The sequence below is a fragment of the Streptomyces sp. NPDC088197 genome, assembly GCF_044741185.1.
Taxonomy (GTDB): Bacteria; Actinomycetota; Actinomycetes; order Streptomycetales; family Streptomycetaceae; genus Actinacidiphila.
This window is the reverse complement of sequence record NZ_JBIUSD010000031.1, coordinates 1-12,172: the sequence shown is the minus strand read 5'-3', so window position 1 is coordinate 12,172 and position 12,172 is coordinate 1. Positions and strand designations below refer to the sequence as shown.

11 protein-coding genes and 1 pseudogene are annotated in these 12,172 nt (G+C 71.9%); 2 read left to right on the top strand and 10 right to left on the bottom strand.

What is annotated here, in order from left to right; translation table 11 throughout:
• Nucleotides 1–129: 129 nt before the first annotated feature.
• The 8 genes from ACIOC1_RS35455 to ACIOC1_RS35420 form a co-directional block, all read right to left on the bottom strand.
• Nucleotides 130–1,386 carry a peptidase S8 gene (locus ACIOC1_RS35455; protein ID WP_391049934.1) on the bottom strand — a complete coding sequence of 419 codons (1,257 nt, stop codon included), beginning with the start codon at nt 1,384–1,386 and terminating at the stop codon, nt 130–132.
• Nucleotides 1,387–1,650: 264 nt separating this feature from the next.
• On the bottom strand, nt 1,651–4,623 hold the full coding sequence (locus ACIOC1_RS35450) for an MGH1-like glycoside hydrolase domain-containing protein (RefSeq protein WP_401858736.1): 2,973 nt from the start codon (nt 4,621–4,623) through the stop codon (nt 1,651–1,653).
• Between the two features lie 333 nt (nt 4,624–4,956).
• On the bottom strand, nt 4,957–5,139 hold the full coding sequence (locus ACIOC1_RS35445) for a hypothetical protein (RefSeq protein WP_355349108.1): 183 nt from the start codon (nt 5,137–5,139) through the stop codon (nt 4,957–4,959).
• A 131-nt stretch (nt 5,140–5,270) separates the two neighbouring features.
• Nucleotides 5,271–5,531, bottom strand: coding sequence for a DUF5133 domain-containing protein (locus ACIOC1_RS35440; RefSeq protein WP_355349105.1), 261 nt, complete (start codon nt 5,529–5,531; stop codon nt 5,271–5,273).
• Nucleotides 5,532–5,656: 125 nt separating this feature from the next.
• The gene (locus ACIOC1_RS35435; RefSeq protein WP_355349102.1) at nt 5,657–6,418 is read right to left on the bottom strand and encodes a GPP34 family phosphoprotein; all 762 of its coding nucleotides are present in this window, start codon (nt 6,416–6,418) and stop codon (nt 5,657–5,659) included.
• Between the two features lie 247 nt (nt 6,419–6,665).
• The gene (locus ACIOC1_RS35430) at nt 6,666–7,406 is read right to left on the bottom strand and encodes a hypothetical protein (RefSeq protein ID WP_391161812.1); all 741 of its coding nucleotides are present in this window, start codon (nt 7,404–7,406) and stop codon (nt 6,666–6,668) included.
• A 564-nt stretch (nt 7,407–7,970) separates the two neighbouring features.
• Complete coding sequence (locus ACIOC1_RS35425) at nt 7,971–8,897, bottom strand: hypothetical protein (protein WP_401858730.1); 927 nt, start codon at nt 8,895–8,897, stop codon at nt 7,971–7,973.
• Nucleotides 8,898–9,101: 204 nt separating this feature from the next.
• A complete protein-coding gene (locus ACIOC1_RS35420) occupies nt 9,102–9,380 on the bottom strand; it encodes a hypothetical protein (protein WP_391049924.1) in 279 nt (92 codons plus the stop codon).
• Nucleotides 9,381–9,741: 361 nt separating this feature from the next.
• Between ACIOC1_RS35420 and ACIOC1_RS35415 the strand changes: the two genes are divergently transcribed.
• Entirely contained in the window at nt 9,742–10,485 is a 744-nt protein-coding gene (locus ACIOC1_RS35415) for an alpha-L-rhamnosidase C-terminal domain-containing protein (protein ID WP_401858727.1), read from the top strand.
• Here the strand turns inward: ACIOC1_RS35415 and ACIOC1_RS35410 are convergent.
• Complete coding sequence (locus ACIOC1_RS35410; RefSeq protein WP_401858724.1) at nt 10,439–10,963, bottom strand: IS5 family transposase; 525 nt, start codon at nt 10,961–10,963, stop codon at nt 10,439–10,441. The genes ACIOC1_RS35415 and ACIOC1_RS35410 overlap by 47 nt on opposite strands.
• A 380-nt stretch (nt 10,964–11,343) precedes the next feature.
• On the opposite strand from ACIOC1_RS35410, the gene ACIOC1_RS35405 reads away from it, so the two are divergent.
• A complete protein-coding gene (locus tag ACIOC1_RS35405; protein WP_401858721.1) occupies nt 11,344–11,868 on the top strand; it encodes a hypothetical protein in 525 nt (174 codons plus the stop codon).
• Between the two features lie 220 nt (nt 11,869–12,088).
• Here ACIOC1_RS35405 and ACIOC1_RS35400 read toward each other — a convergent pair.
• A pseudogene (locus ACIOC1_RS35400) lies at nt 12,089–12,172 on the bottom strand (IS5/IS1182 family transposase); the annotation flags it as partial.

Below are 12,172 nucleotides of genomic sequence, written 5' to 3'. Positions count from 1 at the left end.
GGGGGCGTGGGCGGGGGCGGCGGGGGGGGGGCCCCGGGGCCCGCCCGCGGGGGGGGGGGGGGGGCGGCCCCCCCCCCGGGGGGGGGGGGCCCCGGGGGGGGCCCCCCCCCGCCCGCGAGGAACGGGAGGTCAGCCCGCGAAGGCCGTCGTCCCGGCCGGGGTGCCGAGACCGGTCGGACCGTCGTAACCGGCCTTGCCGGTGCACAGGTAGCTGCCGGAGCAGCTTCCGTTGGAACCGCTGGTCACGTCGTTGAGCGCCGTGGTGTGGGCGTACGGGAAGGACGTCGGGTACGAGCCGGAGGACGGGTTGCCCGCCAGCGCGTAGACCGAGGCGATGATCGGCGAGGAGACGCTGGTGCCGCCGAAGGTGTACCAGCCGGCCGTGACGCCGTAGGAGTCGTAGACCGCGACACCGGTGGCCGGGTCGGCGACCGCCGAGACATCGGCGATGGTCCGCTTGGAGCAGCCGGTGTCCTTCTGCCAGGACTGCTTGGCGTCGTAGGCCGAGCAGCCGGACCCGGAGCCGGACCAGACCGTCTCCGTCCAACCGCGGGTCGTGGACGACTTCTTGAGGTTGGTGCCGCCGACCGCGGTCACGTACTTCGAGGCCGCGGGGTACTCGGCGCCGTAGCCGGAGTCACCGGCGCTGACGGTGATCGCGACACCGGGGTGGTTGAAGTACGAGGAGTCGTAGCTGGTGTCGGAGGACGACTCGGAACCGCCGTAGCTGTTCGAGACGAACTTCGCGCCCAGGGCGACGGCCTCGTTGACCGACTTGCCGAGGTTGGCCATGGAGGCGGAACTGGCCTCGACCAGGAGGATGTTGCACTTCGGGCAGATGGCGCTGGCCATGTCCAGGTCGAGGGAGATCTCCTCGGCCCAGCCCGAGTCGGCGCTGGGCAGGGACGTGGTGGAGCCGGTCTGGCTCACCTTCTTGAAGCAGCCGCTGGCCACCGTGCAGGCGGGCAGACCGTAGTACGACCGGTAGGCGGCCAGGTCACTGGCGGCGTTGGGGTCGTCGTACGCGTCGACGATCGCGACCGTCTCGCCGCTGCCGTTGGTGGACGCCGCCGAGGTGAGGCCGTAGGCGGCGCGCAGGTCGGTGGGACCGTAGCCGGACGGCGTGGCGGCGGTGGCCGCGTCCGGCGAGACCGTGGTGGTCCGCGCGGCGTGCACGGTGCCGCTGGTGACGCGCAGCGCCTTACAGGCCATGTCGCCCGCCTTGGCGGGCGTGGCACAGGCCCGCGCGGTGTGGACGGGCTGCGCGGCGGCCGGCGTCTGCGCGACGGCGGACGGGGTGAGGGCCAGCGCGGAAGCGGCCAGAGCGGCGACCGCTGTGAGGGGTAGACCGGCGCGACGTATCGCCGGATTCAGGGTGATGCGCAACGAACTGCCTCCTGTGGTGGGTTACCTGGGGGCCTGCGGATGCAGTGGTGCCTGCGGTGCCAGATGGGGTGACTGAGGCACCGAACCGCCACTATGGATGACGCGGTCACGTCAATACAGGGACCGGGCGAAGTCTCTACCTCCGCTTTGCCTTCGTCAGTTCGCCTTGGGGAAGACGTGGTCGAGAAATGACCGCGCAGGATGCATGGATTCCACTTGCGTGGTTTCGCAACTCCCCTGCGCGGTCCGCCGCTTGGGTCCGCCCTACGACGTCAGGTAGCAGGATTTGGCGACGTTCGGGATCGGGTCACCGCCACCGAAGGCCGCGGTGGTGCAGGGCGTGCCCCCGGTGAACGTCGCGTAGAGGTAGTCGCCCGCCGCCCCGTACGCCACGGTCCTGCGGCCGGTGAAGGCGCAACTGCCGTTCTCCGCCGAGCAGGTCGCCGGAAAGCCGGGCGGGGCGCCCGCGTACGTGGAGCAGCTCTTGGCCACGCCGAAGACCGGGTCGACCCCCATCGTGTCGTTGCCGCAGGTCGTCGGGCCGTTGGAGCGGCCGGTCCAGAACGCGCCCGCGGCGCCGTACGCGACGGGTTGCGATCCGGTGGCCGCGCAGACGGACTTCTCGGCCGCGCACTGCGTCCAGTTGCCCGCGGGCGGCCCGTTCGGGGCGGCCCAGCAGCTCTTGGCCGTGTTGTACAACGGGTCGGTGCCGAAGGCGTGGTTGGTGCAGGCGACGCTGCCGGTGACCACCTGGAAGCGGAAGGCGCCGTTCGCGCCGTAGGCGACCTCCCGGGTGCCGCTGACCGCGCAGGTCCCCTTCTCCGCCGCGCACGAGGTGTAGCCCGCGGGGCCGCCGGACGGGGCGAGATAGCAGGACTTCAGTACGCCGTAGGCCGGGTCGGCGCCGCCGAAGGCGGAGGCCGCGCAGAGCGTCGCGCCGCTGACGGACCGGTAGGCGTACGCGCCCGCGCCGTAGGCCATGACCTGGCTGCCGGACGGGGTGCAGGTGCCGCCCTCGACGGCGCACAGGGTGTAGCCGGTCGGCAGCGTCGTGCCCGCGACCGAGGTGGCGAAGGGCACGGGGGCGCCGAGGCCGGTGGCGGACACCGCGTACGTCCCGGCGGGGACGCCGGTGAGGTAGACGTAACGGCCGTCGCTCGACCCGCCGTTGATGCCCGCGCCCGGGTGGAAGGCGCCGCCGCTCCACACGGTGGCGCCGTTGACGGTGACGGTGGCGTCGGCGGAGCCGTTGGTGGGTACGCCGATCCGGCCGGTGGTCCCCGCCGGGCTCGTCAGCGACTCGGTGAGGGTGCCCGCGGCCGTGTCCCGGTCCCAGGAGCCGGTCACCGTGCCCTGCGGCATGGTGATGGTGCCCTCGGTGTGGGCGAGGTCGCCGGGGTGCGGCACGAAGTCGTAGGCAGCGGTGCCGGTCGGGGACAGGCCCAGCAGGTAGAAGGTGAGGGCGGAGGTCGGTCCGGTCCCCCAGCCGTGCGCCAGGCTCATGTACGTGCCGCCGTAGTCGAAGGACCCGTCGGAGCGGAACCCCTCCCAGAACGTACTTCCCGTGCCCGTGGGGCTGCCCAGCATGTAGCCCCACTCGCGGCGGATCAGGGCCAGCGCGTTGATGTCGTCGTCGGCCGCGAAGTGGGCCTGGACCTCCATCGATCCGGGGAAGGTGCCGATGGCGCCGCCGTCCTTCTCGGGGCTGGCCGCGCCGTGGTCGTTCCACCGGGCGGCGAGCGCATGCGCGATGGCGGTGTCCTTGTCCGCGCTGTCGGTCAGCCCGTACCAGACCGCGAGCGAGTTGCCGTCCTGCGGATAGAGCGTGCTGGTCGGGTTGTCGCGGTAGAGGCCGACCGCGCCGTTCCAGAGACGCTGGTTGACGGCGGACTTCACGGTGGCCGCGCGCTGACGCCAGGCGGTGGCGTCCGCCGTGTCCCCCTCGACGGTCGCGAGCGTCGAGCCGCTGGTGAGGGCCGCGTAGAGCAGTGCGTTGGCCTCGATGTTCTCGCCGCCCTGGCCGCCGCGCGCCCAGTCGTTGGTCCCGGTGACGTTCAGCAGGCCGTTGCCGTCGATCTTCGCGGTGATGAAGGACATGCCGAGCCGGTAGCGGCTCCACACCGAGTCCAGCCACGCCTTGTCGGCGGAGTAGGTGTAGTACGACGCCGACCCGATGAGCGTCCACGTGTGATAGGTGTCGGAGCCGTAGAAGTTGACGGCCGGACCGCCGTACTCCAGCTCACCGGTCGAGGAATTCTGGTGCTGGTAGAGGCTGTTGAGGGCGTTCTTGGTGGACGCGATGTCATGGGTCGAGACGTATTCGGTGGGCGTCGACACACCGAGGTCGCCGGGCCAGACGGCGCGGTCGCGCTTGGCGCCGTCGCTGAGGATGCCCGCTCCCGTGCCGATCACGGCGTTGTTCTCCCACCCGGAGGCGGGTGGCGGATAGGCGCGGCCGGTGTCGGGCGCGATCGTGTCCATCTGGACGGTGTAGGCCCCGGCGTACCAGATCTTGTTCAGCAGCGGGTCGCTCGAATAGAAGTAGTTGGTGTACGCGGCGGGGTCGCTCATCCCGGCCGCGCCGGTGAACGCCAGCGAGACCCCGTTGAGGTCCACCCAGCCGGACGTCCCCATGAAGACCGTCAAGTAGCGGAAGCCGCCGCGCAGTTTGTCGGTCGGCATGGTGTACGTGCCCGCGCCGTCGACGGTCGCGGTCAGCGCGCCGTCGGTGCCGGAACCGGAGTACACGGTGCCGCTGCTCAAGTCGCTGACCGGGCCGACGTACAGCGACGACTCGCTGAAGGCCAGGCCGACCCGCTGCCCGCTGCCGCTCGCCCCGGCGAATCTCAGCGTCACCAGCCCGCCGACCTCCTTGCCGAAGTCGAGGACCAGATACGCGTTCGTCCCGGAGATGCGGGTCGAGGCGCCCGACAGCACGTTCCCCGGTGAGGTGACGGACCCGGACGTGCCCTTGACCGCGACCGGGGCGAGCGTCCTGCTGTGCGGGGCGTAGATGTACGCGTCGCCCGCCGACCGGCCGGCGAGCCCGGTGGGGGCGGCGGCCGGAACCGCGGGGGCCGCGGCGGTACGGGCTTCGGAGGTGCGGGCATCGGCGGACGCGGGCGGCGTGGTCGACAGGCCGACGGCGGCGCACAGGGTCGCGAGGAACAGCGCGACCCTGAAGCGGCGGGAAGCGGATAAGGGCGATCGTCGCCCCGGCGGATGGGGGAAGGACATGGCTCCGGCCTCCGTGCGAGGTGGGGGGTGACTCAACGGCAGACGCGAGTGAATCGTTTCATTCATACGGTGCGTGGGGAACATATGAGAGCGCTCTCCCGCGCGTCAAGGGATCGGACAGGGGGGCGGGTGCGGCCGTCGCGTCGGGGGGTGACCGCGAGCGTCACGCCAGGGGCGGGCCGGGCTCGTATCGCGGCGGGCAGGACGGCATGGCGGGGCGGGCTGGCGGCGGGCTGGGACCGCCTTGTCGGCACGCCGGGACGCGCGGGCAGCGGCCTGAAACCGACTTGTCGGCACGCCGGGACGCGAGGGGCGCAGCGCGTAAGCGGCCCTTCACTCCTCGCTGTCGGCCGGGTCCTCGGGGGCCGCGCCGGTGAAGTACGCCATCGCCTCGGGTGCGCCCGGCCGCGGCTCGGTGTCGAAGCACGCCCACGAGCAGAAGGTCGTGGGGTTCCAGTCGCTGGTGCGCCCGCATTCGGCGCAGACCATCACCGGGTCGTCGTCAAGATCAGCCATGCGGTGAGTGTGCCCCGTCGGGCCGGTTCACAACGGGTTTGGAGCTGATATGTGCCGGTCCGCGTACCGCCGCCCGTGGGCGCGGGAGGTGACGTGAGGTTCTGGAGGTGACGTGGGGTTCGGGAGGGGCCCTAAGCCGCCGCTTCGAGGGCGGTGGTCGCGTCTCCGGCCTCGTCGTCCAGCGCCTCGGTGTCCCCGGCTTCGGCGAGCAGGGCGCGGGCGGCGGCCAGCGCGGCGCCGATCTCGCCGGTGCCGGTCGCCACGCACAGTGTGTAGGCGGTGTCACGCAGGAGGTCGCGGATCCGCGGCTCGGAGCGGACCTCGGGGCTCTGGGAATTCAAGTGCTCGTACCGCTCGACCAGTTCACGCAGCGCGGCAGGGTGGGCCGACATCGTCACAGCCTCTCGTGGAAAATTGCTCACCCCGTGTCACGGGGCAAGAGTCGCCTACCCCGTAACAGGCCGTCCACTCCCCCGAATCGTGATTGATCGGGAGCGGGTGACCGACCGTCAGACCGTCAGTAACCGCGGCTGCGGTAGGTGGCGTTGGCGCGATCGAGCCGGGTGGTGCGCAGACGGCGCTCCTCGGCCAACTCCTCGACGGCGTGCCGGAGTGCGCGCAGCACCACCCGCGACGGGCTGCCCGTGGGGACCTCGTCCGGCGGCGGCTCGTCGCCCTTGACCCCGATGAGGGTGGCGAGCGCCCTGAGGACCGGCGCGTCCGACGCCCAGTGCTGGGCCGCCCGGCGCCGACCCGGCGTGTCGGCGAGGACGCGTCGGCTGGTGGGGAGCAGGCCCCAGCGCCGGTGCCGCTCGGGGACCAGCGTGCCGTCCTCTTCGAGCGCGGCGATGTACGCGGTCGGCAGGTCCCGGCCCCGGCGCCACAGCCAGTCCTCGACGCGCTCCCCCGGATTGTCGTCCGCGCCGCTCTCCGCGGCCGGTTCCGCCCGCTTCCCCGTCGGCCTGTCCGCCGCCTCGCCCGCCGCTCTTTCCGTCGCCTTGTCCGTCGCCCTGCCCGGGTCGCGGTCGGCGGCCTCCGCGGAGCGCGTCGCCGTCTCGTACGCCGTCAGCGCCTCCCCCAGCAGCCGGTCCGCGGTGCGCCGCTCGCCTTCCGGCCGGGGTACGGGCACCACGCGGTCGCCGCGCAGCGTCAGCTCCTTCGCCGCGATGAGGTCGATCAGCTCGGCCCCGGCCAGGGCGAGGGAGAGGTCGCCGCGGTCCACGAGGAGGTCGGGCGGCACGTCCATGGCGACGACGATCAGGTCTCGTGGTGTGGTCATCGCGCTGCTCCGCATCGTGGGCGGCGCGGCCGGGCCGCCGGACGGCGGTCGCCGGCCCGGAGGCGGTCCGGCCTGGACCGCTGTGAAGGACGTGCCACAAAACTACCCAACGCGACCGCGACCCGGCGGGTACTCCGGCGGCGGGGCTCTCAAGGACACCCGATAGGGGCGAGGGCCCGGGTCGGCGTGGCCGCCGCCTCCGCCCCGACTGTCATGTCCGTCCGGGACGTCACCGCCGCCGTGTCCGCTACTTCTGCCCCTTCATCACGTTGCGCACCGTGGCGATCAGCGCGGGCTGGTACGCCCGCAGGTCGGTCTCGGAGGTGCTGTCGCCCTGCTGCCCGTCCACGCTGGTGGCGAGGTAGTTGTAGCCGTTGAGGGTGAGGGTGAACACCGCGCCGCCGTCGAGGACTTTGAGCTGCTGCGACCCCGCGTTGATGGTGAGGAAGTACGCCTTGTCCCCGAGGTCGGGGACGGATTCGGTGGTCGTGACGGGGATGAGGTCGGCGGTGTCGAGATCGCGCTGGTCCTCGAATTCGGCGGCGGGGTCGGTCGCCTTGTGCAGGTCGACGCCGACGACCACCTCGTAACGCGCCGTGCCGCCGCGCAGCGGGATCGGTGACGTGGTCTCGATCGTGCAGCGGATCTGGTCGAGCGCGGGGCCGAGGTGGACCACTGCGGGTGAGACGGTCTGGGTGTCGGTGGCCTTGAGCGCGTCGGTGAGCGGCTTGAGGGTGAGTCCCGCGCACGGGCTGCCGTGCAGGACGTAGCCGTGCATGTCCGGTGCGCCGCTGTGCCGCGGGCCGTACGCGTACAGGCCGCCCGCCCACGCGGCGGACGCGACGAGGGCGCCGCCGAGGCCGACCGCCCACAGGCGCCTGCCGCCCGGGCCGAAGGCGGCCGGTCGGGGGGCGGGGTCCCCGTCGGAGACCATGTCCGCGGGCGTGGGCTCGTCGAGTCCGCCCGTCAGTTCCGGCTCGGATATCACGGCTGCTCCTCGCGGTGCGCCCGGTCGTGCGTCCGGCGGTGCGCGTTGGTGTGGCCCGTCGTGCGCTGTGCACGTCGATCGCCTGGTCAGCAGATTGTCGCCGCCGCCCCGCTCGGCGCACCAGTGACCGTACGCCCTGTCGTGCCTCGGCAACGCCCGAATCGTCCAGGCGGCACGGGAGGGACGGGCGGGAAGGGGCGGACGGGGCGCGGCGGGGGCGCGTGTCGGGGCCTGGCGGGGGCCCGGGCGGCAGCACGATGCCCCGGCGCGGGGGCCGGGGCAGGGGGTGTGTCGGTTCGTACCGTATGCGGAGGACGTGCGTCCGCACAGGGCGCGTCCGAGGGCCGTGGTGTCGCGTCGCGGGACCCGCGGAACGGACAAGCGAAGGTCCCGCAGCCGGGGGGGGTGGCTGCGGGACCTCTTCTACCTTGGCACACGTGGCGGCTGCACGCACGCCGACGGGCGAATGACCACCGCCATTCGTGGCGGCACCGGCCGGGCGTCAGCCCGCTGGCACCGCCTGTGGGCCGTCAGCGTCAGCCCGCTGGCACCGCCTGTGGGCCGTCAGGCGTCGGTCGCGGCGACCGCGGGCTTGTGCCTGCGGAGCAGCGCGGAGCCCGCCAGGGCCGCCGCCACCGCGGCGCAGGCCAGCACCGTTGTGGTGGACCCGGCGAAGGAGCGGCCGAGGCTGTCCCTGAGCAGGTGCACGGGCCCGAAGCCGGCGGCGAGCGAGTGCAGCACCAGCGTGCCCACGGCCGCGGTCGCGCTGGCCGCCCACGTCCAGACCGTGTCCTGCACGGTCAGCATGACCGCCAGGACCAGGCAGAGGACGGTGATGGCCAGGGACACACCCGCCGCGAGGTCGCCGGCGCGCAGGCCCGCGATGTCGGTGGGCAGGTGGATCGCGGCGACCGCGAGGAGCGCGACGGCGGCGGGCCAGCGCAGGACGGAGGCCAGGGCGGGCGCCGCGCGGCGGGTCCGCGCGGGGCCCGAGCCGGGGCGGCGCCCGGCGAGGCGGCCCGCGCCGCCGCCCGTGGCGGGCGGCTCGTCGGTGCCCCGCCCCTCCCCCTCGGGTCGCTGTTCCGGCCAGGCGTGCCCTGACGTGTCGGGGCCGGTCGGCTCCGGGCCGCGGATCGGCGAGCCGTCGCTCTCCGGGCCGAAGATGGTGACCAGGTGGGCGACGTCCTCGATGGGACGGCCCATCGCCGCCGCGCGCAGGGTCGTACCGGCCTCGCCGTCCGCGTGCGGCGGTTCGTTGAGCAGGACGACCAACTGCCGTACCTCGTCGACCGGTCGGGACACGGCGGCCAGCCGTAGTGCCTCGTCGGCCGGACTCGGCGACTCGCCGTTCTGCTTGAGGAGGTTGACCAGACTGGCCACTTCGGCCAGCGGGCGGGTGGTCGCCGCGGTGCGGAGCAGGGTGTGCCTGGGCTCGTCGCGCGTGGCTATGGGGGATCGCTCGTCGGGGGATGAGCTGGGATCAGATGACATGGTGCGTATTCCTTTGCCGAACTACCAGGGGTGAGACTTCCCCGGCGGTCGCTGTGCGTCACGAGAGACACACGCTTAGTACCATGACATCGGATATGTCCATATTGCGCCATTCGAGACCGTTCCGGAGCCCGCAGCGGCCGACTCCCAGCACACTGTTTTCCCAGCTCAGTGGCGGTGCGAACGGTTTCCGCCGGACTTCCGCTACGGCTTCCAGTACGGGGCGAGCGCGCACTGCATGTAGTGCGTCTGCGCCCAGCGCTGCCACACCCGCGCGTGGACGGTGCCGGGTCCCGCCGCGTACTTGCCGCATTCGGGGCAGTCGGGCAGGGGTTCCGGCTCGGCGTCGTGGTCGTCGAGCTGGTGGGTGGCCCAACCGTAAAGATACGCACCGGGGTTGACGGTCGACGGATCCCTGAACCGGGCCTCCAGCTCCGCGCACCGCACGCACTCTTCTTGCTCAACACCCGTCAGCCGACTCACGTGTTCGAGACTACGTTCCGCACCGCGGCTCGCGCACGTTTTCCAGGTCGGTGTCCCCTGACCGCGTCCGGCGTGCGAATCCGCGAGCGCGGCGCGACGGCGCCGGTCGGCGGCGAGCGCCCTTGCCGGACCCGGCCGCCGCCGCTTCCCGTTCCGCACCGCCCGCGGGCAGGTGTTCCCGTCACCATGGAGCGCGCACCCCTGCGAGCCGCCCCGACGGGCAGGCTCGTGCGCCAGAGCCGGCCGAGGAGGACCCGATTCCCCACCGCCCGCCCACCTGCTCGGCGTCCCCGCCCCCCGGTCATCCGCCCGCCGCCGCCCCGTCGTTGTGTGAGCGCGGCAGCTCGGCCGGGGCGCGGGCATGACGGCCTGGGTGGGCGCGACCGCCGCCCTGGCCGAGCAGGGGGGCGGTCTGTGGCGGCAGGACGTCCAGGTCGGCGACTGGCTCGACCCGGCCGCGCCCGCGGAAGATCCCGGCCCGGCCAGGACCGACGGGGACCTGGTCGCCAACGCCTACCTCGTACGGTCGGCCGACGTGTTCGCGCGGATCGCCGACATCCTGGGCGAGGAGCGGGACGCGAGCGGGTACCGGAGGCTGGCGGCGCGCACGCGGGCGGCGTTCGCCGAGGAGTTCGTCCCGCCCGGCCGACGGCTGTCCTGCGACACGCAGACGGCGTACGCGCTGGCGATCCGCTGCGTGCTGCCGCCGACCCAGCGCCAACGGCTCGGCGCCGTCGCCGACTGGCTGCACCGCACGGTCGCCGGGCTCGCCGCTGCCTCCCCCGGCTGGCGGCACATCCGGGTCGCGCCCGTGCCCGGCGCCGGTCTCACCCGGGCCCCCGCCGCGCACGAGACGCCGTACGGCAGGGCGGAGGCCGGCTGGCGGACCGAGGGTGGGCACCCTCACCGTCACGGCCGTGGTCCCGCCGAACACCCGCGCCGAGGTGCGCCTCCCCGACGGCCGGGCGCCCTTCGGCGTGGGCTCGGGACGCCATGCGTTCTCGCTCCCGTCCTCCCCCGCGCCCCGGCCATGACCGCGTCCGGCTCTAGGAGCTCTCTTACGGATCACTGGCGGAGATTCGGTCGCAGGACCTGCTGGCGTTGACAGAGCTGCTGGCTGCCTGGCCGGGCGTGAGCACGAAGCACAGAGGGCGGCAGCGGATGTCAGCGGCGAGATGGACCTTCGTGGTCAGCCCACCACGCGACCGTCCGATCGCGTGGTCGGCCCGCTCGTCAGCCGAGGCCCCCTTTTTCCGGGCCCCGGCACCATGCTGGTGCACGCGCACGACCGGGGAGTCCACCGCGACGACCCAGTCCAACTCGCCGTCAGCATCGGCCTGGGCCAGTAGGGCGGTGAAAACTCGATCCCAGGTGCCGTCGATGGCCCAGTTCCTCAGCCGCGTATAGACGCCCTTCCACGAACCGTACTCCGCGGGGAGATGCACCCACTGTGACCCGGTCTGGAACTTCCAGGCGATCGCGTCGATCACCTGCCGGTGATCACGCCACCGCCCTCTGCGTCTCGGTCTCCGGTCCGGCAGTAACGGCTCGATCCGCGCCCACTGCGCATCAGTCAACGACACACATCAACCAACGATCAGATGATCCGAAGGAAATGACCTAGCCACGGTGGCCCCACCCTCTGTGCCCGCAGCGACTCGTACCAGATGCGGGCCACTTCCGGGTCGTCGGTCACCGGCACCGATGTGTCTGCCTCGTGGCGCCCGAGGCGTACGGCGGCGCGCAAGCTGCCGTGCTCACTGGCTGCCAGAAGTCGATGATGCACCCGGCTGACCACGCACTAGGACGAATCTAGGACGGTCGAAGGACCCCTGTGCTTAGCGTCTTCACGGGTGGGCGCTCTCCGGACAACGTCTTGGCTGACGCACCGGACGCACCCAGGACCCGCGCTTCTCTGCGAACTACCGCCAGACCTGTCGCCCTCTAGGAGGTAACAGAGATCGTGATCAGGCTCCGGAAAACATCAGGCCTCCTCGCCGTCACCGCGATTACGGCCCTCGCCGGAGGCTCGCTGCCTCTGCTTACGGCCGAATCCGCAAGCGCCGCATCCTGCCTTCGCACGGTGGGTCAGATCAAAAGTCTGGTGGCCGACGGTCAACACATCGGCGTGTTCTACCAGGGCTTCGATCAGTGCAACAAGACCGCCTACGCGGAGCTTCACTTCGATACCTCACACGCATCGAGCGAGGTCACATCCACTGACCCATACACCGATAATGATATCGAAATCGAGCATTTTCCGGACGGCAGTCCGGGCATTAGCAACCGCAACCTTCCTCGCGGTGCGCTGTACTGGGATGCCGGATCAGTTTCGGTCGAGCAGCCCGACGGCGAGTATTTCAACGCCAGCACTCATTTCTACTACTGGACGGGCAGCCACATAGCAGAGTGCTATGCCGTAGTGGGCTGGGACTACTCAGATGGCAGCGACCAAGGCGCCAGTGTCAACTGCAACGATGTTGACTAAAACTCCCGCCTCCTGATTGCCTTCCGGCGTCACCGCGTCCTGCTCGCCGAACTGAACACGGTGTTGCGGGCGAGCCCCGCCCCAGGCGGCATAATCCCGGCTGCGGCGAACCCTGCCCGTCCTGCTCTCCGCCACCGCAGTTTCGGCGTGCACCTCGGCGGCGGCCTGCCCCTCGTCTAGGGCGCTTCTTGAGGATCATCTGATCGTTGATTGAGCTTCTTCAGCGTTGCCGCTCCAGGGTGAGGACGGCCTTGGCGATTGACGTCATGCGGTTGGGGCTGCACCGAGATCTGCGGAAGATCCG

Bases quoted from the DNA above. Each gene is read 5' to 3' on its own strand.
- ACIOC1_RS35450 (WP_401858736.1), bottom strand. From the start codon at position 4,623: ATGTCCTTCCCCCATCCGCCGGGGCGACGATCGCCCTTATCCGCTTCC.
- ACIOC1_RS35445 (WP_355349108.1), bottom strand. From the start codon at position 5,139: ATGGCTGATCTTGACGACGACCCGGTGATGGTCTGCGCCGAATGCGGG.
- ACIOC1_RS35440 (WP_355349105.1), bottom strand. From the start codon at position 5,531: ATGTCGGCCCACCCTGCCGCGCTGCGTGAACTGGTCGAGCGGTACGAG.
- ACIOC1_RS35435 (WP_355349102.1), bottom strand. From the start codon at position 6,418: ATGACCACACCACGAGACCTGATCGTCGTCGCCATGGACGTGCCGCCC.
- ACIOC1_RS35425 (WP_401858730.1), bottom strand. From the start codon at position 8,897: ATGTCATCTGATCCCAGCTCATCCCCCGACGAGCGATCCCCCATAGCC.
- ACIOC1_RS35415 (WP_401858727.1), top strand. From the start codon at position 9,742: ATGACGGCCTGGGTGGGCGCGACCGCCGCCCTGGCCGAGCAGGGGGGC.